This window comes from Micromonospora sp. WMMA2032 (assembly GCF_002688545.1).
Classification (GTDB): Bacteria; Actinomycetota; Actinomycetes; order Mycobacteriales; family Micromonosporaceae; genus Micromonospora; species Micromonospora sediminicola.
Genome location: NZ_CP024052.1, coordinates 5526307 through 5552658, shown reverse-complemented (window position 1 = coordinate 5552658; position 26352 = coordinate 5526307). Strand labels below are relative to the sequence as shown.

Genomic DNA, 26352 nt, shown 5'->3' with positions numbered 1-26352 from the left:
GGGACCGCCCGCGACAGCGCGCGACGGCCCCGAGCGCCGGCCGGGACCACCGACGTCCGTTGCGCCAATAGTCCCTGATCGCGCCCCGGATTGCACGCACGAATCTTCAAAGCCGCCCACCGGATCACCCGCATCGGGTCGGTCCGGCGCCGCACGCTACGCCGGGCCGGCGCTACGCAGGGTGTCGAGCCTGACCCACTGGCCGGCGTGAGCGCCGGAGGCCAGGCGGTAGTGCTGGACACCGTCGAGGGCGGCGCGTAGATCCACCGTCACGGTGTCACCGACGGCGAGGTCCGCGGCCACCGACGTCACCCTTCCGGCCTCGTCGACGGAGTACGCCCTGCCGGGCGCGGCGACGACCACCGCCGGCCGCGGGATGCGGTAGCCGATCGGCGCAGCCCTCCCCCTCTGGTACGACCGGCCGGGGATCTCCCGGACCAGGTAACCGCTCAGCGCGCCCTCGGTGAGGTCGTACCAGATGCCGGTCTGCCGGAGCACCTTGTGCCGTTCCGCGGAGGCCGCCTCCGCGGGCCGGGTCAGGGTGACCCGCTTCCGGTCGAGGACCGTGCCGGACGCGTCGAACCTGTACCCCTCGTGGTCCCCGGCGGCGAGCACGACCGTTCCGGACACCCCTCGGGTGGGGTGGTCGGAGTAGAACAGGTCCATGATCCCGGCGAAGGCCGGGTCGCCGGTGATCGCGTGCAGCACAGCGTGCTGGATGATGTGGGTCGAGTGGTACATGCCCGCGTCCTTGCGGTGGGTGAGGCAGTACCTGCTCCGCCACTGGCGGGTACGGACGAGATGGTGGACGTCCCGGGCGGTCGTGATCGCACCCTGGAGTATCTGCTTGGCCTTGGCGTCGCGGCTCATGGTCCAGTAGTCCCAGAGGCCGAAGGCCGAGAAGATGTGCCCGTTGTAGGTCCGGTCGCCGCGCACCCGCTTCGGGTGGGCGTACTCCTCCAGCCAGAGCAACTCGTCCTTGACGTACATCCCCCACGGCTCGCCGGCCACCGGCGGGACCCGGTAGGACGCGAACGTCGCGTCCGCCGCCTCACGCCAGGGGGTGCGCTCGCCCACCACCTGCGCCAGCCGAACGAAGAGGCTCAGCGCCTGCCCCTGGGCCATCATCGAGTACCACGGCGTCTCGTAGACGTCGGTCTCCCGGTGCATGGCGTGCCGGAATCGGTACGGGTAGAACCAGCCGCCCTGGTGGACGACCCGCCGGTCGATCAGGCGCTGCGCCTGCGTCATCGCCCGATCGAGGAACACCTGCTCGCCGGTGACCCGGTAGGTCTCCAGCAGGTTGATGCCGTACTGGGCCTGGCCGACCGGATGGTCGTAGAGCTTTCCGCCGAGCATCGACATGCGTGCGCCGTGCTCGTCGTGCGTGCCCGAGTCGACGATCGGCAGCCGGACGCCGCTGTAGTACGGCCGCTGGCCCTGCGGCAGATCGCGGATCTCGAACGGGTCGTACCGGAACCTCAGCGGCGAGTCGCCGGACAGCGTCGCCGCCGCCCCCGCGGCCGCCAGCGACGCCGCACCGGCCGCCGCGGCCGCCACCGTCAGCACCCGCCGGCGGGACCAGGACCGGTTCGTGCCTAAGTGTTCCTCCGTCATGTCGCTCTTCTCCCCTTTGCTCGCCCAACCTCGACGTGGACGGCCAGTCACGAGGCCCCCGTGTGGGCCAGGGCGCGTTCTCCCGCCCCCCGGGTACAACGGAGCAGGGAGGCAAGGGGGTTGCCCACGCACCGGCGCACGGTGGGTCCGCGCCGGACGGGGTCAGCGGGTGCGGTACGAAAGCACTGTGAATCTCTCCGACCTGATCACCGCTGTGCTGGCCGCCGTCGCCGACCGGCGACCGGACTGCCAGGGCAGCAGTTCCTGCGAGTGGGTGTACCGGGTGTCCGGCTCCGCCTGGTTCGCCGAGAGCAGCTACTGGATCCTGTTCAAGCCGCTGCGGATCGCGCTGATCCTGCTGCTCGCGGTGGCCGCGCGCTGGGCGTTGCACCGCACCATCAACCGGCTGGTGCGCACCACCACCCACGGCGCGGTGCCGACCATGCTCCGCCCGCTGCGGGAGCGGATCCCCAGCGCCGCCCTCGACCCGGAGCAGTTCGTGCCGGAGCGGCGCCGGCAGCGGGCCGAGGCGATCGGGTCGGTGCTGCGCAGCATGGTCACCGCGTTCGTCTTCGGCATCGCGCTGCTGATGGTGCTCAAGGAGTTCAGCTTCGACCTGGCCCCGCTGCTGGCGAGCGCGGGCATCGTCGGCGTGGCCCTCGGCTTCGGCGCGCAGAGCCTGGTCAAGGACCTGATCGCCGGCCTGTTCATGCTGATCGAGGACCAGTACGGCGTGGGCGACACGGTCGACCTCGGCGAGGCGACCGGCGTGGTGGAGGCGGTGGGCCTGCGGGTGACCACGGTCCGCGACGGCCGGGGTGTGCTCTGGTACATCCGCAACGGTGAGATCGTCCGGGTCGGCAACAAGAGCCAGGGCTGGGCGCTGGTCGTGGTGGACCTGCCGATCGGCTTCGCCGGCACCGAGGAGGCCACCGCGGTGCTGCGTACCGCGGCGGCGTCGGTGGCGCTGGACCCGGAGCTGGCGCCGGAGATCGTGGAGCAGCCGGAGGTGCTCGGCGTCGAGCAGATGACGGTCGACGGCGCGGTGATCCGTACCGTGGTCAAGACCACCGCCGAGGGACAGTTCGCGGTCGGTCGGGAGTTGCGTCGGCGCCTCGCGGAGGCGCTGGAGAACTCGGGGATCACGGCCCGGATCGCGGCGGCCCGGCTCTTCCCCGGCCTGCCCCCGCAGCCCTCGCCGCCGCCGCGGCCGGAGGGGACGGGCACCGGCGGCGCCACCTGACGTACCCGTACCGGACGGACGATTTCCGGGGGTCGCGCGTCGCGCGGCCCCTCGGGTATCGTCCGTTCGTTCAGTCGGAGATGCGACGATCAATCCGTTCGCCCTAGCCAGTTGTCAGACGATCGGGCAGAATCCGGTGAACGCACTCCACCGGGGAGTGTGCTCCTGTCCTCGCTGATCGGTTGATCTGACGACGGTTCCCGGCCGGGCCATCACAAGTGGTCGACCAGGAACGATGGAGGCGACGGTGTCCGACGAGCGACCCGACCAGGAGGGTCCGGCCACCTTCCGCGACGTGTTCGGTCAGTCCGAGTTCCGCGCGCTCTTCGCCGCCAACGTCCTCTCCTGGATCGGTGACTACCTCGCCAAGGCCGCGCTCACGGTGCTGGTCCTCCAGGAGACCCGCTCGGTCGCCCTCTCCGCCGCCGCCTTCGCGGCCAGCTACCTGCCCTGGCTGATCGGCGGCCCGCTGCTGTCGGCGCTGGCCGAGCGGCACCGCTACCGCCGCGTGATGGTCCTCTGCGACCTCATCCGGATGGCGCTGATGGTGCTGGTCGCGATGCCGTTCATGCCGGCCTGGGCGATCCTCGTCCTGATCTTCGTGGCGACGCTGGCCAACCCGCCGAGCCAGGCCGCGCGTTCGGCGTTGTTGCCGCACATCCTCGAAGGCGACCGGCTGGTGGTGGGCCTCACCGCCTCCACCAGCGCCGTCCAGACCGCCCAGGTCGTCGGCTACCTCGCCGGCGCCACCATCGCGGCGCTCAACCCGAGCACCGCGCTGCTGATCAACGCGGGCACGTTCGCCCTGTCGGCCCTCCTGGTCCGGTTCGGCCTGCGGGACCGGGCGCCGGCACTGGCCACGGGGCCCCGCAACCACCTGCTGCGGGAGACCGCCGAGGGCTTCCGGATCGTCTTCGAGCGACCGGTGCTGCGCGCCATCGCGGTGCTGGTGTTCAGCGCGATGGTCTTCTCGATCGTCCCCGAGGGCCTCGCCGCCGGCTGGGCCGCCGAGCGCACCGGCGGCGGCATGGACGCCGGCACCGCGCAGGCGCTGATCATGGCGGCCAACCCGGTCGGCTACGTCATCGGCGGGATCCTCATCGCGCGGCTGGTCGGTCCGACCCGCCGGTTGACCCTGCTGCCGCCACTGGCGGTGCTCGCGCCGGCCGCGCTCGTGCCCGCGCTGCTCGACCCGCCGCCGGCCGTGGTGGCCCTGCTCGCCGCCGCGTGCGGCTTCGCGGTCGCCGGGATCGTCCCGGTCGCCAACAGCCTCTTCGTGCAGGCCCTCCCGGACGGCTACCGGGCGCGGGCGTTCGGGGTGATGGCCAGCGGCACTCAGGTCATCCAGGGCGGCGCGGTGCTGGCCACCGGCGCGCTGGCCGAGCACTTCTCCATCCCGGCGGTCGTCGGGGTCTGGAGCGCGGCGGGGGTGCTCCTGATGCTCGTCGCGGCGGCCACCTGGCCCCGCCCGGCGACGATCCAGGCGGCCGTCGAGACCGCCCAGGCCGAGTCCAGCGCCGCGCGGGCGCACACCCCGGCCCGGGGGCCGGGAGGGGGCGAGCGGGGGCGGGAGCACGGCCGACGCCGGCACGCGGTGACGTGACCGGCGCCGCCCGGCGGGCGGAGGCGGCGGCCGGGGCGCACCTGGCAGGATGGAAGCGTGACTTCCCCAGGCGAGTCGATGACGCTCTTCGAGGCGATCGGCGGTGAACCGGCCTTCCGCAAGCTGGTGGACGTGTTCTACGCCGGCGTCGCCGACGACCCGCTGCTGCGGCCGATGTATCCGGAGGAGGACCTGGGCCCGGCGGCGGACCGGCTGACCCTCTTCCTGGTCCAGTACTGGGGCGGCCCGCACACCTACTCCGAGCAGCGCGGCCACCCGCGACTGCGGATGCGGCACGCCCCGTTCCGCATCGGCGCGGCCGAGCGGGACGCCTGGCTTCGTCACATGCGCCGGGCGGTGGACGAGCTGGACCTGCCGCCGCAGCTCGCCGCCGCGCTCTGGGACTACCTGGAGCGGGCCGCCTATTTCATGGTGAACGTGGTGGAGGACCCGGCCGCCGGCTGACCGACGGCCCGGTGGAAAGTCAGAGCAGGGCGCCCTCGTCGTGCAGCCAGTCGACGAACGTGGTGGCCACCGCGGCACCGCAGTCGAGCATCTCGACCAGCAGCGCGTCGTGGGTGCCGGCGCCGAGCGGCACCTGCAGCTCGGCGTAGATCGGGAGCTGCCCCCGCTCGGTCGGGTCGCCGATGTAGGCCTTGCAGAACCGTCGGGTGTGGTTCCACTCGTTGACCACCCGGTAGGCCCGGTCGGCCCAGTCCGGCGGCACCGTCGCGTGAGGACGGGCCCGCATCACCAGGATCTCGTCCTCCGGGCCCTCCAGCGCGACCAGCACGGCGTGCCGCTCCCACATGGCGAGCAGGTTGCCGTCGCCGTCGGCCAGGTAACGCACGTCGAGCAGGTCGAGCGCGTCGCAGACCCGGCGGAGGGTGACCGGGGCGACCGTGGCCGGCATGTCGGCGATGACCGGACGCTCGGGCGCCGCCGCGTCGTCTCCCGGCTGGCGCGGGGCCGGTGGCCCGACCCGGACGGTGTCGTCCACTGTGGTCCCGCTTCGAGTCTCCGGATCGCCGCCACCGGCGGGACCGGGGCGCCATGACCACCACGGCATCGCTCGCGCACCTCACTCCCCAGCGGATCCAGCCGCCTACGGTGCGTTGGATCCGAGGATGGACGGTACCCGGACAGCCGGCAGGAGGCATCCCCCCAACGACCGCCCCAGCCCGGAAGAACGATGCGGGGTCAGCCGTTCGGATGAGCCCGGGTAGGCGTCAGTGCAAGATCCGCGACGGTACGCGACCACGCCGCCCCGTACGGACCGACGAGTCCGACCCAACGGCCGGCCACCCGCACCTGAACGTCACCCGCGCCGACGAAGCCCATCCGGACCACGCCCTGCACCAACCGCTGGGACACCTCCACCGGCGCCTGCGGCGCCTCGTCCGGGGTCACCACCACCGCGACGTGGTCCAGCAGCGCGTCGCGCAGCACGCGCTGACCGACCGCCCGCCCGGCCACCCCGTGCGCCGCCGCCTCGCGCAGCGTCCCGGCCGCCGCCTCGGCGATCCGGCGCACCTCCCCGCCGGGCAGCACCTCCACCGGCCGGCTGGCCGGCGGCGGCAACGGCCAGCGCCAGGCGTCGTCCCGCCGCCGCGGCAGCCCGTTCCCGCCGGCCGAGAGTTCGGCCAGGAGTTCCCCGGCGGCGACCGTGACGTCACCGGGGGCCGTGCCGGGCACGCTGCGCACCACGAGCACGCCCCAGGGCAGGTGGGCCCAGAGCGCCGTACGGCCGGCGCCGGGCACCGGCCGGAGCCGGACCGGGGAGGCCGGGTCGAGCCGGACCAGCCGGGCCAGGAACGCGCCGGCGTCGGCCACCGCGGTCAGCCCGTGCCCGGCCGCCGGCCCGGTCACCCGGCCAGCCCGGGGGCGTAGCGGAGCAGGAACGCCCGCTCCTCGGGCGCGATCCGGCGCGGCCGCTGCGCGGACAGGTCGAACGGCACCAGCACCGACCGGGCGGTGCCGGCCAGCGCGTCGCCGTCGTAGAGCTCGTAGGCGACCGAGAAGGACGCGGCGCGGATCTCGTCGACCCAGAGTTCGATCCGCACGGTGGGCGCCGCCTCCGCGGTGGCCCGGCCGAGCGCGTAGTCGACCGGGCGCAGGTAGTCGACCTCGTGCCGGCGGATGACCACACCGTCGGCGAACGAGCCCACCCCCCACGCCCGGCCGCCGGCGAACATCATCGCCACCCGGGCCTCCTCGTAGAGCGTGAGGAAGCGGGCGTTGTTGACGTGGCCGTACGCGTCCAGGTCGGACCAGCGCAGCGCGCAGTGGTAGACGAACCGGTCAGTCACGGGTGAGCTTGCGGTAGGTCACCCGGTGCGGCCGGGCCGCCTCGGCGCCGAGCCGGTCGATCTTGTTCTTCTCGTACGCCTCGAAGTTGCCCTCGAACCAGAACCACTTGGCCGGGTTCTGGTCGTCGCCCTCCCAGGCCAGGATGTGCGTGGCGACCCGGTCCAGGAACATCCGGTCGTGGGAGATGACCACCGCGCAGCCGGGGAACTCCAGCAGCGCGTTCTCCAGGCTGGAGAGCGTCTCCACGTCCAGGTCGTTGGTCGGCTCGTCGAGCAGGATGACGTTGCCGCCGATCTTGAGCGTCAGCGCCAGGTTGAGCCGGTTGCGCTCGCCGCCGGAGAGCACCTTGGTCGGCTTCTGCTGGTCCGGCCCCTTGAAGCCGAACGCGGCGATGTACGCCCGCGAGGGCATCTCGACCTTGCCCACCATGAGGTGGTCCAGCCCGTCGGAGACGACCTCCCACACGCTCTTGTCGCCGGCCAGGCCCTGCCGGTTCTGGTCAACGTACGACAGCGAGACCGTCTCGCCGACCCGGACCGAGCCGCCGGTCGGCTCCTCCAGCCCGACGATGGTCTTGAACAGCGTGGTCTTGCCGACGCCGTTCGGTCCGATGATGCCGACGATGCCGTTGCGCGGCAGCGAGAACGACAGGTTGTCGATCAGGACCCGCTCGCCGAACGCCTTGGTCAGGTTGTTCGCCTCGATGACCGTGTTGCCCAGACGCGGGCCCGGCGGGATCTGGATCTCCTCGAAGTCCAGCTTCCGGGTCTTCTCCGCCTCGGCGGCCATCTCGTCGTAGCGGTCGAGACGGGCCTTGGACTTGGTCTGCCGCGCCTTGGCGTTCGAGCGGACCCACTCCAGTTCCTCGGAGAGGCGCTTCTTCATCTTGGCGTCGCGGCGGCCCTCGACGGAGAGCCGGGCGGCCTTCTTCTCCAGGTAGGTGGAGTAGTTGCCCTCGTAGGGGTAGGCCCGGCCGCGGTCCAGCTCCAGGATCCAGTTGGCCACGTTGTCCAGGAAGTACCGGTCGTGGGTGATGGCCAGGACGGTGCCGGCGTACTTGGCCAGGTGCTGCTCCAGCCACTGCACGCTCTCCGCGTCCAGGTGGTTGGTGGGCTCGTCGAGCAGCAGCAGGTCGGGCGCCTCCAGCAGCAGCTTGCACAGCGCCACCCGGCGACGCTCACCACCGGACAGCGTGGTGACGTCGGCATCCGGCGGCGGGCAGCGCAGCGCGTCCATGGCCAGTTCGAGCTTGGAGTCGATGTCCCACGCGTCGGCGGTGTCCAGCTCCTCCTGGAGCTTGCCCATCTCCTCCATCAGCTCGTCGGAGTAGTCGGTCGCCATCTGCTCGGCGATCTTGTTGAACCGCTCCAGCTTGGCCTTGGTCTCGGCGACCGCCTCCTCGACGTTGCCGAGGACCGTCTTGGCGTCGTTGAGCGGCGGCTCCTGCGCCAGCATGCCGACGGAGTAGCCGGGCATCAGTCGGGCCTCGCCGTTGCTCGGCCGGTCGAGCCCTGCCATGATCTTGAGGAGGCTGGACTTGCCGGCGCCGTTCGGACCGACCACACCGATCTTGACACCCGGCAGGAAGTTCAGCGTCACGTTGTCGAGCACGACCTTGTCGCCGTGCGCCTTGCGCGCCTTGTCCAGGACGTAGATGAACTGGGCCACGGTGCGGGCTACCTCCGTCGGTTGCGATCGCGGGCTTGCGGGGCGCGAGGCGCGGGCGTCGATCTCCGCCCGCCGCCGCCGGCCGGGGGCCGGCCGCGCGCACGCCGTCGTCAATCCTGACAGGTACGGGCGGCCCCGCCCACATCACCCCACCCCAGCGGTACGAGGCCGGGGATGTCGACAAGATCACGCGGAGGGTTCGGCGGTTCTCGGACGGGTAGGGAACTCCGGCACGGGGGATCAGACGCCGCAGCTACGCTCAGTACGCTCATCGCGGTGGACCCGTCATACCCGGAGGTGGCCGATCGTGACCGTCCGTAGCTCCTTTGTCGTAGTGGCCAACCGCCTGCCCGTCGACGAGGTGAGCACACCCGAGGGGCGGCAGTGGCGGCGCAGCCCGGGCGGCCTGGTGACCGCGCTGCACCCGGTGCTCGCCGAGCACCAGGGCACGTGGGTCGGGTGGGCCGGCGGCACCGGCGCCGCGCCCGAGCCGTTCGACCTGGAGGGGATCCGGCTGCACCCGGTGCCGTTGAGCGCCGAGGAGCTGGAGCGCTACTACGAGGGCCAGTCGAACGCGACCATCTGGCCGCTCTACCACGACGCGGTGGAGACGCCGGCCTACAAGCGGCGCTGGCGCGAGGCGTACCGGTTGGTCAACGCCCGGTTCGCGGAGGCCGCGGCCGACGTGGCGGCCGAGGGGGCCACGGTCTGGGTGCAGGACTACCAGCTCCAGCTGGTGCCGGCGATGCTCCGCGAGCTGCGTCCGGACCTGCGGATCGGGTTCTTCCTGCACATCCCGTTCCCGCCGATCGAGCTGTTCATGCAGATGCCGTTCCGCACCGAGATCCTGCGCGGCCTGCTCGGCGCGGACCTGGTCGGCTTCCAGCAGCGGCTGGCGGCGCAGAACTTCGTCCGGCTGGCCCGGCACCTGCTCGGCCTGCGCTACGAGGGGCAGATGATCCAGGTCGACGGCCGGCAGGTGAAGGCGGGCGCGTTCCCCATCTCGATCGACACCAAGGAGATGGAGCGGCTGGCCGAGGACCCCGCGATCCAGGCCCGGGCCAAGCAGATCCGCGAGGAGCTGGGCAACCCGAAGACCATCATCCTGGGCGTCGACCGGCTCGACTACACCAAGGGCATCGAACTCCGCCTCAAGGCCTTCCGGGAACTCCTCGCTGACGGAAAGTTGACAGTTCCCGACGCGGTTATGGTGCAGGTCGCCACGCCCAGCCGCGAGCGCGTGGAGCACTACCAGGCACTTCGGGTGAAGGTGGAACGCGAGGTTGGCCGGATCAATGGTGAATTCGGCCGGGTCGGCGTGCCGGCGGTGCATTATCTGCATCAGTCGTACAGTCGCTCCGAACTGGCCGCGATGTACGTCGCGGCCGACGTGATGATGGTGACCCCGCTGCGAGACGGAATGAATCTGGTGGCCAAGGAGTACGTCGCATCGCGCGCCGACCAGGGCGGCGCGCTCGTGCTCAGTGAGTTCGCCGGCGCCGCCACCGAGCTGCGCCAGGCGTTCCTGTGTAACCCGCACGACCCGGACGCGGTCAAGGACGCGTTGCTCCGGGCCGTACACATCGAGAAACCCGAGGCCCGCCGCCGGATGCGCGTCATGCAGCGGCACCTGCGCAGCCACGACGTGGGCCACTGGGCCAAGTCGTTCCTCAGCGAGCTCGGTGTCCCCGATACGGAGGTGGCGTGACCTCGCCCGCAACCGCCACCGCCCACGGTGGCGCGCTGGACCCGGAACTGCGAGCCGCCATCGGCCGCATCGCCCGGATGCCCCAGCTCCTCGTCGCCTGCGACTACGACGGCACGCTCGCCCCGATCGTCGAGGACCCGAGCAAGGCCGTGCCGCTGCCCGAGTCGGTCGCCGCGGTGCGCGCGCTGGCCTCGTTGCCGCAGACCAGCGTCGCGGTGGTCTCCGGTCGCGCGCTGCGTGACCTGGCCACGCTCTCCCGGCTGCCCAGCGAGGTGCACCTCGTCGGCAGCCACGGCTCGGAGTTCGACATCGGCTTCGTCGAGCGGCTCACCCCGGAGCTGATCGCGGTCCGGCACCGGCTCCGCGAGGTCCTGCGCGACATCGCCGCCGCGCATCCGGGGGTCCGCCTGGAGCGCAAGCCGGCCAGCGTGGCCGTGCACACCCGCGGGGTCGACCCGCAGATCGCCGCCGCCGCCGTCGAGGCGGTCCGCAGCGGGCCCGCGACCTGGGAGGACGTCACCGTCACCCAGGGCAAGGAGGTCATCGAGCTGTCGGTGGTGGCCACCCACAAGGGCACCGCCGTCGACCAGCTCCGGACCCAGCTCGCGGCCAGCGCGGTGCTCTTCATCGGCGACGACGTCACCGACGAGAACGCGTTCGGCAACCTGCACGGGCCGGACGTCGGCATCAAGATCGGCCCCGGGGACACCCAGGCGGACTACCGGGTGGCCGAGCCGATCGAGGCGGCCCGGGCGCTCGGCCTGCTGCTGGAGACCCGGCGGCACTGGCTCTTCGGCGAGCGGGCGGTGCCGATCGAGCGGCACTCGATGCTGGCCAACGGCCGTACCGTCGCACTGGTCACGCCCGAAGCCAAGATCACCTGGCTGTGTCACCCGAAGCCGGACTCGGCGGCGATCTTCGCCGACCTGGTCGGCGGCAGCCCGGCCGGGCACTTCACCGTCGGCCCGGAGCGCGGCGGCATCCCACTGGGCCAGCGTTACCGCAGCAACACCATGACCGTGGAGACCCGCTGGTCCGGCCTGACCGTCACCGACTGGCTGGACCTGCCCGTCCGGGAGACGACCCCGGACGACCCGGTCGTGGTCAGCGGCGACTCGACCCTGGTCCGCGTGCTCAGCGGCACCGGGCGGGCCCGGGTCGAGTTCGCCCCGCGCCCCGAGTTCGGTCAGGTGGCGGTCCAGCTCCAGCCACTCGACGACGGTCTGCTGGTGCTCGGCTCCAACGAGCCGGTCGCGTTGCACTCCCCCGGTGTCGAGTGGGAGGTCACCAACGACGCCGGCTACGAGACCGCGAAGGCGGTGGTGGACCTCTCCGCCGCCGGCGGTCAGGTGGTGCTGGAGCTGCGCTTCGGCACGCAGAGCCTGGAGCCGCACCGGCTGCCGGTGCACGAGCGGCAGACCGCCGCCGAGCAGCCCTGGAAGGACTGGGTGGCCTCGCTGCGGCTGCCCGCCACCGCCCGGGACCTGGTCGCCCGCAGCGCGCTGACGCTGCGCGGGCTCTGTCACGAGCCGACCGGCTCGATCCTCGCCGCGGCGACCACGTCGCTCCCCGAGGAGCTGGGCGGGGTCCGCAACTGGGACTACCGCTACTGCTGGCTGCGGGACGCGGCGATGACCGCCCGCGCGCTGGTCGACCTCGGTTCCACCGAGGAGGCCGAGGGGCTGCTGCGCTGGATCGACGGCGTGGTCGACCGCACCGGCGGCCATCCGGAGCGGTTGCACCCGCTCTACACCGTCGACGGCTTCGAGCTGGGCGCCGAGGCGGTCATCGACACGCTGCCCGGCTACGCCGGCTCCCGGCCGGTCCGGGTCGGCAACCTGGCGAACCACCAGCTCCAGCTCGACGTCTTCGGCCCGGTCGCCGACCTGATCGCCGCGGTGGCCGACGCCCGGGGCTCGGTCCGCGACGACGAGTGGCGGGTGCTGGAGAACATGGTCGAGGCGGTACGCCGCCGCTGGCACGAGCCCGACCACGGCATCTGGGAGGCCCGCCTCCCACCCCGGCACCACGTCTTCTCCAAGGTCATGCTCTGGATGACCGTCGACCGGGCGCTGCACGTGGTGCGTCAGCACGGCGGCGAGGACCGGCCGGAGTGGGTCGAGCTGCGCGACCGGATCGCCGCCAACGTGTTGGAGCACGGCTGGCACCCGGAGGCCGAGGCGTACAGCGTCGCGTACGGGTACGAGGAGATGGACGCCTCGTCGCTCTGGATCGGCATCTCCGGCCTGCTCGCCGGCGACGATCCGCGCTTCCTCTCCACCGTGCTGAAGATCGAGGCGGACCTGCGCAGCGGCCCGGTCGTCTACCGCTACCACTGGGACGACGGCCTGCCCGGCCGGGAGGGCGGCTTCCACATCTGCACGGCGTGGCTGATCGAGGCGTACCTGCGCACCGGCCGCCGCACCGACGCCGAGGAGCTGTTCACCCAGATGGTCGACACGGCCGGCCCCACGGGCCTGCTGCCCGAGCAGTACGACCCGCTCGCCGAGCGGGGCCTGGGCAACCACCCCCAGGCCTACAGCCACCTGGGCCTGATCCGCTGCGCCCTGCTGCTGGACAACATGCTCAAGCAGTGACCCGACGGCGGCGGGGGCCCCGTTCCCCCGCCGCCCCGCCCCCGGCGATCTTGCACTTGCTGCCCCGGCAAAGGGGGCGCAACGGGCATCTCTCGGGCGCCAAGTGCACGATCGGCGAGGTTGGCGGGCGTCAGGGGGTCAGGGCGTGGACCACGTCGCCGATCACCACGATCGCGGGCGGGCGCAGCGCGGCGGCCTCGACGTCGGCGGCGACCGTGGCGAGGGTGGAGCGCAGCGTCCGCTGGGCGGCGGTGGTGCCCTCCTGGATCACCGCGGCCGGGGTGTCGGCCGGCTTGCCGTGCGCGATCAGGGCGGCGGCGATCGCGGCCAGGTTCTTCAGGCCCATCAGGACCACCAGCGTGCCGCGCAGCCCGGCCAGGGACTCCCAGCGCACGAGCGACGCCGGCGAATCCGGTGCGACGTGCCCGGAGACCACGGTGAACTCGTGCGCCACGCCCCGGTGGGTCACCGGCACGCCGGCCACCCCGGGCACCGCGACCGCGCTGGTGACCCCCGGGACCACGGTCACCGGCACACCGGCCTCGGCGCAGGCCAGCAACTCCTCGCCGCCGCGCCCGAAGACGTACGGGTCGCCGCCCTTGAGCCGGACCACCACCTTGCCGGCCCGGGCCCGCTCCACCAGGATGCGGTTGATCTCCTCCTGGGCGCGCGACGGCCCGTACGGGATCTTCGAGGCGTCGACCAGTTCGACGTCCGGCCGCAACTCGTCCAGGAGCAGCCCCGGGACGAGCCGGTCGGCGACCACCACCTCGGCCTCGGTGAGCAGCCGCCAGCCCTTCACGGTGATCAGCTCCGGATCGCCCGGCCCGGCGCCCACCAGCGCTACCCGACCGCCCGTGGTGTTAAGCGGGGCCCCTTCCTCTACCGGAGGCGTTAACAGGGGGCCCTTCCTTGCGCCCAGGAGGTCGCGGACGGCGTCGCGGACGGTCATCGCCCGGCGCGGGTCGCCGCCGCCGAGGACGGCCACGGTCACCGGGCCGTGCCGGGTCACGGCGGGCGTCCAGGCGCTGGCGGCGGCCCGGTCGTCGGCCCGGACGCAGAAGATCCGCCGTTCGGCCGCGGCGGCGCTGACCGCCGCGGCGGCCACCCGGTCGTCCACCGCCACCTGGACCAGCCAGGCGCCGTCCAGGTCGCCGGGGGCGAACCGGCGCGGCTCCCAGCGCAGCCGGCCGGCGTCGGAGTGCGCGCGCAGCGCCGGGGTCAGCTCGGGCGACACCAGCAGGACGTCCGCGCCCGCGTCGAGCAGCGCGGGCACCCGCCGGGTGGCGACCGCTCCCCCGCCCACCACGACCACGCGCCGGCCGGCCAGCCGCAACCCCAGGGGGTACGGGCTGGGCGACGCCTCCGGGGCCGGCTCGCTCACTTCTCGGCCACCCCGGCCGCGTCGAACGTGGCCACCTCGTGCAGCACCCGGACGGCGCCGGTGACGACCGGCAGGGCGAGCAGGGCCCCGGTGCCCTCGCCGAGGCGCAGTCCCAGGTCGATCAGCGGATCGAGCCCGAGGTGCCGCAGCGCCGCCGTGGCGCCCGGCTCGGCGCTGCGGTGCCCGGCGACCATGGCGCCGACCGCGTCCGGCGCGAACGCGGCGGCGGCCAGCGCGGCGCTGACCGCGATCACGCCGTCGAGCAGCACCGGCACCCGACGCGCGGCGGCGCCGAGGATCAGGCCGGCCAGCGCGGCGTGCTCCAGCCCGCCGACCGCGGCGAGCACCCCCAGCGGGTCGGCCGGGTCGGGCGTGTGCCGGGCCAGCGCGGCCCGGACCACGGCGACCTTGCGAGCGTAGGTCTCGTCGTCCACGCCGGTGCCCCGGCCCGTCGCCGCCGCCGCGTCCACCCCGGCGAACACGGCGACCAGCGCGGCGGCCGGGGTGGTGTTGCCGATGCCCATGTCGCCGGTGAGCAGGATGCCCGCGCCGCCGTCGACCAGCTCGTCGGCGACCCGGATGCCGGTCTCCACCGCCGCCCGGGCCTCGTCCCGGGTGAGCGCGGCGGTGACGGTCATGTCGCGGGTGCCGGCGCGGACGTTCGCGGCCACCAGGCGCGGCCCGTCCGGGTCGGCGGGCGTCGCGACGACGTCGACGGTGAGCGCGGACGGGCCGGCCGGGTCGGCGGCGCGCGCCGCCGGGTCGGGCGGGGTGACCGACAGCGGGGTGGCCACGCCGACGTCGACCACGGTGACCGAGGCGCCGGCCTGCCGGGCGAACGCGTTGACCACCGCGCCGCCGGCCAGGAAGTTGCCGATCATCTGGGCGGTGACCTCCTGCGGCCACGGGGTCACGCCCTGGGCGTGCACGCCGTGGTCCCCGGCGAAGATCGCCACCGCGGCCTGGTCGGGCAGCGGCGGCGGGCAGGCGCCGGCCAGCCCGGCGAGGCGTACCGAGAGCGGCTCCAGGGCGCCGAGCGAGCCGGCGGGCTTGGTCAGCCGGCCCTGCAACTCACGCGCGGCCGCCATGGCCGTCTCGTCGAGCGGCCGGATCGCCGCGACGGTGGACTCCAGCATCATGCCTCCAGGATCCGTGCCAGCGTCTCGATGAACGCGTCGGTGGTGGCCCGGTCGCGCACCGCGATCCGGAGCCAGTCCGGGCCGAGCCCGGGGAACGTGTCACCCCGGCGTACCGCCCAGCCCTGCTCCCGCAGCCGCTCCCGCACGTCGGCGGCGCCGACGCGGTGGATCAGCACGAAGGCGCTGGCCGGGCGGCCCGCCACGCGTACCCCGGGCAGGCCGGACAGGCGGGTCACCAGGTGGTCGCGGTCGGCGGCGAGCCCGGCGGCGATCGCGCGTTCGGCCGCCACGGCGACCGGGGCGGCGCAGGCGGTGGCGGCGGCGAGCGCCGGGGTGGAGACCGCCCAGAGCGGCTGGGCGGCGGCGAACCGGGCCAGCAGCGCGGCGTCGCCGAGCAGGTAGCCGATCCGCAGCCCGGCCAGCCCCCAGGTCTTGGTGAGGCTGCGGACCACCACCAGGCCGGGCAGGTCGCGCCGGGCGGCCAGGGACTCGGGCTCGCCGTCGACGCCGGGCGCGGCGGTGGTGTCGGCGAACGCCTCGTCGACCACCAGCACCCGGCCGGGGCGGGCCAGTGCGGCGATCGTGTCCGCCGGGTGCAGCACCGACGTCGGGTTGGTGGGGTTGCCGACCATGACCAGGTCGGCGTCGGCGGGTATCCGGGCCGGGTCGAGCCGGAAGTCGTCGGCCGGGTCGAGCAGGACCCGGTCCACCCGGTGGCCGGCGGCGCGCAGGGCGGCCTCCGGTTCGGTGAACTGCGGGTGCACCACCACCGGGTGGCGGGCGTCGCGCAGCGCGCGGGCGATCAGCACGAAACCCTCGGCGGCGCCGGCGGTGAGGAGTACCTCGTCCGGGGGTCGCCCGTGCCGGTGAGCGACGGCGGCGCGGGCGGGCGTCGGGTCCGGGTACGCGGCCAGATCGCCCAGGGCGGCGGTCAGCGGGTCGGCGAGCCACTCGGGCATCGGCGCGCGGCGCACGTTGACGGCCAGGTCGACCAGGCCGGGCGTGGCCTCGGAGTCCCCGTGGTGGCCCAGGTCGGGCTCGTCGAGCGCGGCGGCGCTCCCGGTCGGTGGTGCGGGCATGTCCGCGATCCTGCCGGGAAGCCGCCGCCCGGGACAGCGCATCCCGGCGTGGGTCGCGTCACGACCCGCCGGTTTATGAGTTCTTCTCATTTCCGAATCGGAAATGTCATAGCTTGACCCCGTGAGCAACCGACCCCTTGCCTCCGCTGGTCGTGCCGTGCCCCTTCTCCGCGCCGGGCTGATCGCCGGCATCGTCGTCGCCGCCGCGTTGTACCCGCTCGTCGCCGTCACCGGCATCGGCGCCAAGGCCACCGCGCACGCCGTGGAACAGAAGACGAACATCCTCAAGACCGCGCTGCCGGCCGAGACGTCGTACGTCTACGCGCCCGACGGCAAGACCGTGCTGACCATGTTCTACGAGGAGTACCGGCAGTACACCAAGATCGAGAACATGTCGCCGAACATCCAGCAGGCGATCGTCGCCGCCGAGGACAACCGGTTCTACCAGCACCACGGCGTCGACCCGAAGGGCGTGGCGCGGGCGTTCGTGTCCAACGCCCGCTCCGGCGGCGTCTCCCAGGGCGCCTCGACGCTGACCATGCAGTACGTCCGGATGGCCCTGCGGGACAGCGCGACCACGCCCCGGGAGGTCCAGGAGGCCACCCAGCAGACCAGCCTGCGCAAGGTCAAGGAGATGCGCATGGCGCTGGACATCGAGAAGCACCTGAGCAAGGACCAGATCCTGGAGCGCTATCTCAACTCGGCCTACTTCGGCCACCGCGCCTACGGGATCTACGCCGCCGCGCAGATCTTCTTCTCCAAGACGCCGGCCACGCTCACCCCGGTCGAGGCGGCCACGCTGGCCGGCCTGGTGAAGTCCCCCTCGGAGTACGACCCGATCACCTCCGACCAGAAGGACGCCACCGGCCGGCGCAACTACGTGCTCGACAACATGGCCCGCCTCGGCTACCTCTCGCCGGACGCCGCCGCGTCGGCCAAGGGCCAGCCGATCAGGCTGAAGCTGACCACGCCGCCGAACGACTGCGCCGCGATCGACGGCGGGCACCGCAGCTGGGGCTTCTACTGCGACTACCTGAAGAACTGGTGGAGCGCGCAGCCCGCGTTCGGCGAGAACCGCCTGGAACGGATGGACAAGCTGCGGCGCGGCGGCTACCGGATCGTGCTCGCCCTCGACCCGAAGACCCAGGCGGCGGCGGAGAAGAACGTGGGCGCCAAGGACAACACCGGCAGCCCGTTCGCCAACGGCATCGTGGTCGCCGAACCCGGCACCGGCCGGATCAAGGCGATGGCGGTCAACCGGAACTACTCGCTGGACCTGGCGGAGAACCCGAACAGCTCGAACCCCGAGGCCGGCCCGAAGGTCAAGGCGAACTACCCGAACACGGTGGCACCGCTGCTGGGCGGCGGGTCGCTCCCCGGCTACCAGGCCGGCTCGACGTTCAAGATGTTCCCGATGCTCGCCGCGCTCAACGCCGGGATGCCGCTGTCCACCGCCTACGACTCGCCGTACACGTACAAGTCGGCGGTCTACGACGGCTGGGCCCCGTCCAACGCCAGTGGCGCGATGACCGGCCGGCAGACCATGTGGTCCGGCTTCGGCAAGTCGGTGAACACCTACTTCATCCAGCTGGAGGAGAAGATCGGCGCGGACGCCGGGGTGCGGCTGGCCGAGCAGCTGGGCCTGCGCTGGCGGACCGACGTGGACAAGGAGCAGGCGTCGCCGGCCAAGGCGAAGAAGTGGGGCGCGTTCACGCTGGGCGTCTCGGACGCCACCCCGCTGGAGATGGCGAACGCGTACGCGGCGATCGCCGCCGACGGGCGCTACTGCGAGGCGATCCCGGTCAACGCGATCATGAACCGGGACGGCACGCCGGCCACCTACTCCACCGCCGGCGGGGTGCAGCGGGAGATCGCCAAGCCCCGGTGCCGGCAGGTGGTGAACGCGGACGCGGCCCGGGCCGCCACCGACGCGGCGCGCTGCCCGACCGGGGACACCCCGGCCAAGGGGAGCTGTGGCGGCTGGTCGACGGCCGACAGCGTGCGGGGCACGGTCGGCCGCCCGGTCGCCGGCAAGACGGGTACGACCGACAGCACCCGGTCCGCCTGGTTCGTCGGCTACACGCCGGAGCTGGCGGCGGCGAGCTTCATCGCCGACCCGGACAATCCGTTCAACGCGGTGGGCGACGGGCAGTCGCAGATCCCGGTGAACGCGGTGGCCCAGACCCTACGGGACTCCCTGAAGGGCCAGCCCACCCGCCAGTTCACCCCGCCCTCCGACCAGATAGTCGGCTGAGCCCCACGTTCCGCCCGGGGGTGCGCCCGGGTAGTTGATCAAGGAGTTTGCGTCCGGGATCCCCAGATCCGCCGACGCGAACTCCTTGATCGACGTGGGAGAGGGGCTCAGCGGAGGTCGGCGGCGACGAAGGACCACAACTCCAGGTCCACCCGGGCGCCGCGGACGAAACCGGCGTTGCGGAGCAGGCCCTCGTAGCTGAAACCGGCCTTCTCGGCCACCCGCCGGGACGCGACGTTGCCGGGCGCCACCCGCAGCTCCACCCGGTGGAATCCGTGCTCCAGGATCAGCGCGATGGCCACCGCGTCCACCGCCTCGGCGGCCAGGCCGTAGCCGCGGGCGTGCGGCGCGATCGCGTACGACACCTCGGTGAGCCGGGCGCCCCAGTCGGTGCGGCGGGTCCACAGGCACCCCACCACGCGCTGGTCCTCCCGGCGGACCACCGCCCAGTGGTCGCCGTCGCCGCTGTCCCGCCGCTGCCGGGCCAGCTCCGTGCACCACGCCCGCCCGTCGATCTGCCCGGCCGCCTCGGCCAGCGGCAGCCACCGCTGGGTCTGCCGGTCGCCGAACACCTCGTCGACCGCCGCCGCGTCCGTCGCGACCAACCGGCGCACCTCGGTCCGCGGGGTGGAGACGGTCAGCGCCGGGAACCGGCGTACCGCCACCTGACCGATCACGCCAGGGCCGCCGAGGGCGCCAGCGCGGCGGCCACCAGGCGGGACGCGACGCCCGGAAGCGCGGCCCAGTGCGGCACCAGCTGGGAGGCGTGCACGCCGTGGCGGACGAAGCCCTCCGGGGTGCCGCCGTCCCAGCGCCAGGCCGGTTGGTCACCGGCGCGCGGGGTGAGCACGGCGGCGTGCTGCTTGTGCCCGGTCACGGTCGCGCCGGCCGGCGCCACCACGCTGCCGGTGACCGCCGTGGCGTCCCGGTAGCCGACCACCAGGCCGTCGCGGACCGTGCCGACCGCGTCGAGCACGCCGCACATCGGCAGGCCGTCCAGCTCGCGCGCCAGCCAGAGCAGGCCCGCCCCCTCGGCGACCACCGGACGGCCCGACCGGGCCAGCTCCGCCACCGCGATGCACAGCCGGCGGTTGGCGGAGAGCTGCTCCGCGTACGTCTCGGGGAGCCCGCCGCCGACGACCAGCGCGCGGGCCCCGGCGGGCAGCGCCTCGTCGCGCAGTGGGTCGAGCGTGACCACCTCGGCGCCGGCGGCCCGCAGCAGCTCGGCGACCTCCGGATGGCTGTAGCTGCCGGCCGGGCCGCCGGCCAGCGCCACCACCGGCCGCTCCGCCGGGGCGGACGGACCGTCCGCCGGCTCCGGCGACCAGGGCTCCACGCTCAGGGCGGGAGCGGACCGGGCCAGCGCCAGCAACCGGTCCAGGTCGACGGTGGCGGCGACCGCCTCACCGAGCCGGCGCACGCCGCGCTCGGCCTCGGCGTCACCGCGCACCACGGGCGCGGCGCCGTGCCGGCGGGCGGGCAGCACCGGGGGCAGCTCGTGCCGGCGCAGCGCGCCGTAGACCGGCACCCCCACGTCGTCGAGCGCCTCGCGCAGCAGCGTCTCGTGCCGGGGCGAGGCCACCCGGTTGAGGATCACGCCACCCAGCCAGAGCTGCTCGTCGTAGGAGCGGAAGCCGTGCACCAGCGCGGCCACCGACTGCCCCATCGCGGCGACGTCCACGACCAGCACCACCGGGCTGCGCAGCGCGGTGGCCACGGCGGCGGTGGACTCGCTCTCCGGCCGACCGGCGACCGAGTCGTAGAGCCCCATGGTGCCCTGGACCAGCGCGAACCCGGCGCCGGCCGCGCCGTGCGCGAAGAGCGGGGCGACCCGCTCCGGGCCGACCAGCCGGGGGTCCAGCGTGCGGCCGGGGCGACCGGCGGCCAGCCCCAGGTACGCCGCGTCCACCTGGTCCGGCCCGACCTTGAAGCCGGCCACCGGCACGCCGCGCTCGGCGAGGGCGGCGAGCAGGCCGAGGGAGAGGGCACCGGTGCCGTGCCCGGAGGAGGGCGCGCTCAGCACGACGCGCGGCACGTCGGTCATCATCGACTCCTGGGTCCGGGGTGATTTCCGCCCGCGTGACCATACCCGTCCGCCCCGGCGCCCGTCGGCCGCGGAGCGTCCCGTTCCGCCCGGCAGCCGCGAGTGGCCCCGCTCATACGGGTAGCCTTGGCCAACGTGTACCGGTTCCTGCTGACCCCGCGCTGGCTCGGCTACCTCGCGCTGACGCTGGTGGCCGCCACGGTGATGGTGTTCCTGGGCAACTGGCAGCTGGACCGCTACCGGGGCCGGTCGGCGATCAACGACCGGATCGACGCCGGCGCCACGATGACCCCCGCGCCGCTGCGCGACGCGCTGCCCGCACCGACCGGTGGCCCGGGCAGCGTCGGTCCCGCCCCGGCCGAGCGGCTCACCTGGAGCCGGGTCACCGCCACCGGCCGCTACGACACCGCGAACGTCGTGCTGATCCGGGGCCGGACCGTGGACAACAAGGTCGGCTTCGAGGTGCTCACGCCGCTGGTGCTGGCCGACGGCAGCGCGGTGCTGGTCGACCGCGGGTGGGTCCCGCCCGCGCCGGGCGCCGGCGCCACCGCCCAGCCCTCGGTGCCGGCCGCGCCGACCGGCGAGGTCACCGTCACCGGCCGGGTGGTCGGCAGCGAGAGCGGTGGCGGCGGGGTGGACCGGCGCGACGGCAAGCTGGAGGCCCGGCGGATCGTCATCCCCCGCCTGGCGAAGCAGCTGCCCTACCCGGTGACCGGCGGTTACGTGCTGCTCGACGGGCAGACCCCGGCCGCCGACCCGGCGTTCCAGGCGGTGCCGATCGGGCACACGAACAACTGGCAGAACTTCGGTTACGTCTGGCAGTGGTGGATCTTCGCGGTGATGAGCCTGGTCGGCTACGGCTGGGTGGCCCGCCGGGAGGCGCGTCGACGGGCCGGCCTGGACGGCCCGCGCGAGCCGGTGGACCGGGCCGCCGAGCCCGCCGCCACCTGATCCGTCAGCCGGTGACCCGGCCGGCGTGGATCGCCCGCACCGCGTCGATCGTGTCCGCCTCGGCGGCGGTCTTGTCGTCCCGGTAGCGCACCACGCGGGCGAAACGCAGCGCCATCCCGCCCGGGTAGCGGCTGCTGGTCTGCACCCCGTCGAAGGCGATCTCGACCACCTGCTCCGGCCGGACCCGCACCACCCAGTCGCCCTTCTCCACGGCCAACGACAGGAAGCGCTCGGTCTGCCAGCGCAGCAGCTCGTCGGTGAGCCCCTTGAACGTCTTGCCGAGCATGACGAACTCGCCGGTGCCCGGGTCGCGGGCGCCGAGGTGCAGGTTGGACAGCCAGCCCTGACGCCGGCCGCTGCCCCACTCGACCGCGAGCACCACCAGGTCGAGCGTGTGCCGGGGCTTGACCTTGACCCAGGCCGAGCCGCGCCGGCCCGCGTCGTAGGGCGCGGCGGGATCCTTGACCACCACCCCTTCCTGACCGGCGTCGACCGCCGCCGCGAACGCCGCGCCGGCCTGCGCCACGTCGTCCACCTCGACCCGGCCGACCAGCAGCGACGGGTCGACCGCCCCGGCCAGCGCCGCCCAGCGCTCGCGGCCCGGCTCATCGATCAGGTCGGCGCCGTCGAGGTGCAGCAGGTCGAAGAAGTACGGCGTCAGCACCGGCTCGCCGGTGCGCTCGGCGGCGGCCAGCACGGCGGGCGCGACCGGGGTGCGGCCGGTGGTGCTGGGCGTGGTGCGCCGGGCCGCGCGGCTGGACGTCTCCTGGAACGGCAGTGGACGGCCGGTGGCGTCCAGCCCGATCGCCTCGCCGTCGAGCACCAGCTCGCGGGCGGGCAGCGCGCGGACGGCGGCCACCACCTCGGGCAGCCGGCCGGTGATCTCGTCGAGGCTGCGGGTGAACACCGCGATGTCCTGGCCGGAGCGGTGCACCTGGATGCGGATGCCGTCGAGCTTGACGTCGACCACGGCGGGGAGGCCGGTGGCGGTGAGGGCCTCGTCGACCGAGGGCGCGCTCTGCGCCAGCATCGGCGCGAGCGGCCGGCCCACCTGGAGCCCGAACCCGGCCAGCGCGGCGGCGCCGCCGGTGAGCGCCGCGACCGCCACCGCCCGCAGGTCGCCGGCGAGCAGCAGCGCGCGCCGCACGGCGGTGGCCGGCACGTCGGCGGCCCGGGCCACCGCCTCGGTGAGCAGGCCGGCCTGGGCGCCCTGGCGCAGCTCACCCCGGAACAGGCCGACCAGCAGGCGTTGCTCGTCGGCGGTCGCCGCGGCGAAGAGCCGGCCGACCAGCTCACGCCGCCGCGCCTGGGAGCCGGCGCCCCCGATGCGGGAGATCTCCTCGATCGCCGCGTCGACAGCGGCCACGGTCAGGGTGGGCTCGGTCGCCGGCGGGGGCAGGTCACGCAGACCCGCCCAGCCGACACCGGTCTGGCGCTGACGCAGCTCGCCGGCGAGGTAGCCGGCGCCGGCCGGGATCTCGCCCGGATCGAGCGCGCGCAACGCGGCGGCCAGCAGCTCCACCTTGGCCCGACGGCCGCCGGTGGCGCCGACCGCGGCCGAGGTGGCCGCCAGCTCCGCGAAACGCACGTGCACATCCTGCCAGTGACCTGTGACGGCGGGGCGCTTCCGGCGGCCCGGCGCACCACACGGGTGTCGCCGGGACCGCCGGAAGCTCGGACGCGACGACCCGGGCGTGCCGGTCGCCGGGCCGCGCGCCCCGGGGACGGGCCCGGATCGCTCCGGGACCGGGACGAAGGTCAGGCCGAGACCGGCTCCTCGACGCGCAGGCCGCGCCCGCGCACGCCGTCGGCGACCCGGGTCAGCAACGCGTCGAGGGTGACCAGCGTGGCGGAGAGCTCACCGAGCTGTTCCTTGAGCGTGGCCTCGGGCCACGCGGAGACGTCGACGTCCCCCAGAGCACGGACGGCGGCCTGGAGCCGCGCCATCTCGTCGTTCGTACGCATGTTCGAAAGGCTATAACACCCAGCCGGCCGACACACCGCAAACTCCGACATCCGCCCCGAAGTTACGGTTTCGACACCGGGCGCGTCGTCGGCGAGGTGAGAGGTCGGTCAGGAGCGATATACCTCAGCGGCATAATCATGACTCACCGGTATATCGCTCCGACCACCTCAACTCCCCTACGACCGTCACTCTTCGTGACGACGCCGTCCGGACGTGCCGGTCAGGCGCGGCCCGCCTCGGCCACCTTGGCCAGCAGCAACGCCTCGGCCAGGCAGACCCGGGCGAACTCGCCCAGGTGCAGGCTCTCGTTCGGCCCGTGCGCCCGGGCGTGCGGGTCCTCCACGCCGGTCACCAGGATCGCCGCCCGCGGGAACATCTCCTGGAACGTGGCGATGAACGGAATCGAGCCCCCCACCCCGATGTCCACCGGGTCGGTGCCGTCCCAGGCCCCCCGGAACGCCGCCCGCGCCGCGTCGAACATCGGGCCGGTCGCGTCGATGACGCACGGCGAACCGTCGTGCTCGAACGTCACCGTCACCCGCGCGCCCCACGGCGCGTGCCGCTCCAGGTGGGCGGTCAGCGCCGCGTACGCCTTCTTCGGGTCGTCGCCGGGCGCCAGCCGCACGCTCAGCTTGGCCTTGGCGGACGGCACCAGCGCGTTCGGGGCCTCCCCGGTGGACGGCGCGTCGACGCCCAGGATCGCCAGCGCCGGCTTGGTCCAGAGCCGGTCGGTGATCCGCCCGGTGCCGAACAGCCGCGCGCCGTCGACCAGGCCGGCCTCCGCGCGGAACCGGTCCTCCGGGTAGTCGACGCTGGCGCCCTCGCGGGCGGCCAGGCCCTCCACCGCCACGTCACCGGCGTCGTCGTGCAGCGTGCCGAGCAGCCTCACCAGCGCGGTGAGCGCGTCCGGAACGGCCCCGCCGAACATGCCGCTGTGCACCGCGTGCTCCAGCGTCCGCACCTCCACGAAGCAGTTCACGATGCCGCGCAGCGAGGTGGTCAGCGCCGGCACCCCGACGTCCCAGTTGGCGGAGTCGGCGATCACGATGACGTCCGAGGCCAGCTCGTCGCGGTGCTCGGCGAGCAGCCGCTCCAGCGAGTCCGAGCCGTACTCCTCCTCGCCCTCGATGAAGAGCACCACGCCGACCGGGAGCCGGTCACCGAACGCGCGCAGCGCGGCGACGTGCGCCATGATGCCCGCCTTGTCGTCGGCGGCGCCCCGGCCGTAGAGGCGGCCGTCGCGCTCCACCGGCTCGAACGGGTCGGACTCCCACAGCGACAGGTCACCGACCGGCTGCACGTCGTGGTGCGCGTAGAGCAGCACGGTGGGCGCGCCGGGCGGGGCCGCCCTCGTCCCGATCACCGCCGGCTGGCCGCCCGACCGGACGATCCGGGTGTCGAGACCGCAGCCGCGCAGCAGCTCGGCCACCGCCTCGGCGGAGCGCTCCACGTGCGAGTGGTCGAAGCCCTCGAAGGCGATGCCCGGGATGCGGACGAGGCGTTCGAGGTCGGCACGGACGCCGGGCAGTTCGCGCTCGACGGCGGCCCGCACCTCGGACTCGGAGATGATCGGTGAGGTCATGACCGGAATCGTATGCCGGCCTTACCCGAGCACGGTGTCCGAGCCCGGTCGCCGGCCGAACCGCACGTAGTAGCGGTCCGGGTCGTGCGGCACCGCCGGCGCGCCGTCGACGACCAGGTCCACCGCCGCCACCGTGCCGTCGGCGGCGAAGTGCGCCCGCTCCCCCGCGTGCCAGCGACGCAGCTCCGGCAGGACCTGCGCGCCGTCGCGGGCCAGCGCGCGGGACAGCCGCAGCTCGGCCGGCGCGGTGACCAGCACCGACAGGGTCAGTTCGGGGCGCACCAGGGCGCGGGCGGCGCTCACCCCCTCCACGATCAGCACCGGCCCGGCCGGCACCGCCGTCACCCGGTCCAGGAAGCGGCGGCGGACCCAGCTGTACCGCCGGTAGCCGCCCGGCCGCCCGGCCCGCACCGGCCCGAGCACCCACTCCTCCAGCCGGGTCCAGAAGGTGAGCTGGTCGTCCCAGCCGTCGAGCAGGTCGTCGGTGCGCACCAGCGGCGGCCGGTCCCCGCCGGCCCGCGCCGCGAGGGCGTCCGCGAGGCGCGTCGCGAACACGCTCTTGCCCGCGCCGCTCGGCCCGTCGACCGCCACCAGGCGGGTACGCCCCAACCGCGCCGGCCCGGCCAGCACCCGCCCGGCCAGATCGGCGTACGCCTCGACCACCGCCACGTTCACCCGACCGACGCTAACGTTCCCCCGTCCGCTGGATCCTGCGACCCGGGCGGACCCGTTCACCGGGCGGCGTGGCGGCACCCTGGGCATGATCGGGGGGTGCTCCATGACGTGATGTGTCCGGGCGTCGACGCCCTCCTGGAACAGGCCCGCGCCGGTCTCCGCCGGCTCACCCCGCACGAGACCGTCGAGGCGGTCCGCGGCGGCGCGCTGCTCATCGACACGCGTACCGAGGCGCAGCGCCGCGAGGAGGGTGAGCTGCCCGGCGCGATCGTCATCGACCGCACCGTGCTGGAGTGGCGGCTCGACCCGGCCAGCGCCTGGCGCATCCCGGAGGCGACCGGGTACGACCGCGAGATCGTGGTGGTCTGCCGGGAGGGCTACAGCTCCAGCCTGGCCGCCGCCAGCCTGCAGACGCTGGGCCTGCGGCAGGCGACCGACATGATCGGCGGGGTGCAGGGCTGGCGGGAGGCCGGGCTGCCGATGTCCGACCGGCCGGCCGACGTGCGCCACTGAGTCGCGCCGACCGCTCCCC

21 protein-coding genes and 1 pseudogene are annotated in these 26352 nt (G+C 74.0%); 8 read left to right on the top strand and 14 right to left on the bottom strand.

Annotated elements, in window-relative coordinates; genetic code table 11:
• Positions 1-156 precede the first annotated feature (156 nt).
• Positions 157-1617, bottom strand: a complete 1461-nt coding sequence (locus CO540_RS25795) for a D-glucuronyl C5-epimerase family protein (protein ID WP_099163962.1) — start codon at positions 1615-1617, stop codon at positions 157-159.
• A gap of 187 nt (positions 1618-1804) precedes the next feature.
• Here CO540_RS25795 and CO540_RS25790 point away from each other — a divergent pair, with 187 nt between their 5' ends.
• The 3 genes from CO540_RS25790 (at position 1805) to CO540_RS25780 (ending at position 4928) form a co-directional block, all read left to right on the top strand.
• Complete coding sequence (locus tag CO540_RS25790) at positions 1805-2860, top strand: mechanosensitive ion channel family protein (RefSeq protein ID WP_371682245.1); 1056 nt, start codon at positions 1805-1807, stop codon at positions 2858-2860.
• Between the two features lie 235 nt (positions 2861-3095).
• Positions 3096-4463, top strand: a complete 1368-nt coding sequence (locus CO540_RS25785; RefSeq protein ID WP_172967937.1) for an MFS transporter — start codon at positions 3096-3098, stop codon at positions 4461-4463.
• 78 nt (positions 4464-4541) lie between these two features.
• Positions 4542-4928, top strand: a complete 387-nt coding sequence (locus CO540_RS25780) for a globin (RefSeq protein ID WP_099163960.1) — start codon at positions 4542-4544, stop codon at positions 4926-4928.
• Positions 4929-4947: 19 nt separating this feature from the next.
• Here CO540_RS25780 and CO540_RS25775 read toward each other — a convergent pair whose 3' ends face one another.
• The 4 genes from CO540_RS25775 to ettA form a co-directional block, all read right to left on the bottom strand.
• On the bottom strand, positions 4948-5532 hold the full coding sequence (locus CO540_RS25775; RefSeq protein WP_099163959.1) for a YbjN domain-containing protein: 585 nt from the start codon (positions 5530-5532) through the stop codon (positions 4948-4950).
• A 131-nt stretch (positions 5533-5663) separates the two neighbouring features.
• Entirely contained in the window at positions 5664-6332 is a 669-nt protein-coding gene (locus CO540_RS25770; RefSeq protein WP_099163958.1) for a hypothetical protein, read from the bottom strand.
• Positions 6329-6772, bottom strand: coding sequence for a thioesterase family protein (locus CO540_RS25765; RefSeq protein WP_099163957.1), 444 nt, complete (start codon positions 6770-6772; stop codon positions 6329-6331). Before CO540_RS25765 ends, CO540_RS25770 begins: the two co-directional genes overlap by 4 nt.
• Entirely contained in the window at positions 6765-8441 is a 1677-nt protein-coding gene (gene ettA / locus CO540_RS25760) for an energy-dependent translational throttle protein EttA (RefSeq protein ID WP_091571685.1), read from the bottom strand. The genes CO540_RS25765 and ettA overlap by 8 nt, the downstream gene beginning before the upstream one ends.
• 307 nt (positions 8442-8748) lie before the next feature.
• Between ettA and CO540_RS25755 the strand changes: the two genes are divergently transcribed.
• Positions 8749-10149, top strand: coding sequence for a trehalose-6-phosphate synthase (locus CO540_RS25755; RefSeq protein ID WP_099163956.1), 1401 nt, complete (start codon positions 8749-8751; stop codon positions 10147-10149).
• A gap of 77 nt (positions 10150-10226) precedes the next feature.
• Entirely contained in the window at positions 10227-12746 is a 2520-nt protein-coding gene (gene otsB, locus CO540_RS25750) for a trehalose-phosphatase (RefSeq protein WP_253866775.1), read from the top strand.
• 130 nt (positions 12747-12876) lie between these two features.
• Here otsB and cobA read toward each other — a convergent pair whose 3' ends face one another.
• From cobA to cobC, 3 genes are read right to left on the bottom strand one after another with little or no spacing between them, the layout of a single operon-like run.
• A complete protein-coding gene (cobA, locus tag CO540_RS25745) occupies positions 12877-14130 on the bottom strand; it encodes a uroporphyrinogen-III C-methyltransferase (RefSeq protein ID WP_099163954.1) in 1254 nt (417 codons plus the stop codon).
• On the bottom strand, positions 14127-15266 hold the full coding sequence (gene cobT, locus CO540_RS25740; RefSeq protein WP_099164941.1) for a nicotinate-nucleotide--dimethylbenzimidazole phosphoribosyltransferase: 1140 nt from the start codon (positions 15264-15266) through the stop codon (positions 14127-14129). Before cobT ends, cobA begins: the two co-directional genes overlap by 4 nt.
• Positions 15266-16348: an Rv2231c family pyridoxal phosphate-dependent protein CobC gene (gene cobC, locus CO540_RS25735; protein ID WP_099163953.1), complete on the bottom strand. Its 1083-nt coding sequence runs from the start codon at positions 16346-16348 to the stop codon at positions 15266-15268. The genes cobT and cobC overlap by 1 nt, the downstream gene beginning before the upstream one ends.
• 121 nt (positions 16349-16469) lie before the next feature.
• On the opposite strand from cobC, the gene CO540_RS25730 reads away from it, so the two are divergent.
• Complete coding sequence (locus CO540_RS25730; protein ID WP_099163952.1) at positions 16470-18602, top strand: transglycosylase domain-containing protein; 2133 nt, start codon at positions 16470-16472, stop codon at positions 18600-18602.
• Between the two features lie 107 nt (positions 18603-18709).
• Here CO540_RS25730 and CO540_RS25725 read toward each other — a convergent pair whose 3' ends face one another.
• Both CO540_RS25725 and CO540_RS25720 read right to left on the bottom strand, forming a co-directional pair.
• A complete protein-coding gene (locus tag CO540_RS25725) occupies positions 18710-19279 on the bottom strand; it encodes a GNAT family N-acetyltransferase (RefSeq protein WP_091571659.1) in 570 nt (189 codons plus the stop codon).
• Positions 19276-20646 carry a cobyrinate a,c-diamide synthase gene (locus CO540_RS25720; RefSeq protein ID WP_099163951.1) on the bottom strand — a complete coding sequence of 457 codons (1371 nt, stop codon included), beginning with the start codon at positions 20644-20646 and terminating at the stop codon, positions 19276-19278. The genes CO540_RS25725 and CO540_RS25720 overlap by 4 nt, the downstream gene beginning before the upstream one ends.
• A 135-nt stretch (positions 20647-20781) precedes the next feature.
• Here CO540_RS25720 and CO540_RS25715 point away from each other — a divergent pair, with 135 nt between their 5' ends.
• Complete coding sequence (locus tag CO540_RS25715) at positions 20782-21597, top strand: SURF1 family protein (protein WP_091571652.1); 816 nt, start codon at positions 20782-20784, stop codon at positions 21595-21597.
• Between the two features lie 4 nt (positions 21598-21601).
• Here CO540_RS25715 and CO540_RS25710 read toward each other — a convergent pair whose 3' ends face one another.
• The 4 genes and pseudogenes from CO540_RS25710 to CO540_RS25695 form a co-directional block, all read right to left on the bottom strand.
• Positions 21602-23185 (bottom strand): ATP-dependent DNA ligase, encoded by a 1584-nt coding sequence (locus CO540_RS25710; RefSeq protein WP_099164940.1) that lies wholly within the window; start codon positions 23183-23185, stop codon positions 21602-21604.
• A gap of 170 nt (positions 23186-23355) precedes the next feature.
• Complete coding sequence (locus CO540_RS25705) at positions 23356-23562, bottom strand: hypothetical protein (protein ID WP_091571646.1); 207 nt, start codon at positions 23560-23562, stop codon at positions 23356-23358.
• Positions 23563-23783: 221 nt separating this feature from the next.
• Positions 23784-25145, bottom strand: a complete 1362-nt coding sequence (locus CO540_RS25700; RefSeq protein ID WP_099163950.1) for a dipeptidase — start codon at positions 25143-25145, stop codon at positions 23784-23786.
• Positions 25120-25820, bottom strand: a pseudogene (locus CO540_RS25695) (uridine kinase); the annotation flags it as partial. The gene CO540_RS25700 and the pseudogene CO540_RS25695, both read right to left, overlap by 26 nt.
• Positions 25821-25931: 111 nt before the next feature.
• On the opposite strand from CO540_RS25695, the gene CO540_RS25690 reads away from it, so the two are divergent.
• Positions 25932-26333: a rhodanese-like domain-containing protein gene (locus tag CO540_RS25690; protein ID WP_091571639.1), complete on the top strand. Its 402-nt coding sequence runs from the start codon at positions 25932-25934 to the stop codon at positions 26331-26333.
• Positions 26334-26352: the final 19 nt, after the last annotated feature.

Bases quoted from the DNA above. Each gene is read 5' to 3' on its own strand.
- CO540_RS25720 (WP_099163951.1), bottom strand. From the start codon at position 20,646: ATGACCGACGTGCCGCGCGTCGTGCTGAGCGCGCCCTCCTCCGGGCAC.
- otsB (WP_253866775.1), top strand. From the start codon at position 10,227: ATGCCCCAGCTCCTCGTCGCCTGCGACTACGACGGCACGCTCGCCCCG.
- CO540_RS25785 (WP_172967937.1), top strand. From the start codon at position 3,096: ATGGAGGCGACGGTGTCCGACGAGCGACCCGACCAGGAGGGTCCGGCC.
- cobT (WP_099164941.1), bottom strand. From the start codon at position 15,266: ATGCTGGAGTCCACCGTCGCGGCGATCCGGCCGCTCGACGAGACGGCC.
- CO540_RS25795 (WP_099163962.1), bottom strand. From the start codon at position 1,617: ATGACGGAGGAACACTTAGGCACGAACCGGTCCTGGTCCCGCCGGCGG.
- CO540_RS25775 (WP_099163959.1), bottom strand. From the start codon at position 5,532: ATGCCGTGGTGGTCATGGCGCCCCGGTCCCGCCGGTGGCGGCGATCCG.
- CO540_RS25700 (WP_099163950.1), bottom strand. From the start codon at position 25,145: ATGACCTCACCGATCATCTCCGAGTCCGAGGTGCGGGCCGCCGTCGAG.
- CO540_RS25780 (WP_099163960.1), top strand. From the start codon at position 4,542: ATGACGCTCTTCGAGGCGATCGGCGGTGAACCGGCCTTCCGCAAGCTG.
- CO540_RS25690 (WP_091571639.1), top strand. From the start codon at position 25,932: ATGTGTCCGGGCGTCGACGCCCTCCTGGAACAGGCCCGCGCCGGTCTC.
- CO540_RS25705 (WP_091571646.1), bottom strand. From the start codon at position 23,562: ATGCGTACGAACGACGAGATGGCGCGGCTCCAGGCCGCCGTCCGTGCT.
- cobC (WP_099163953.1), bottom strand. From the start codon at position 16,348: ATGCCCGCACCACCGACCGGGAGCGCCGCCGCGCTCGACGAGCCCGAC.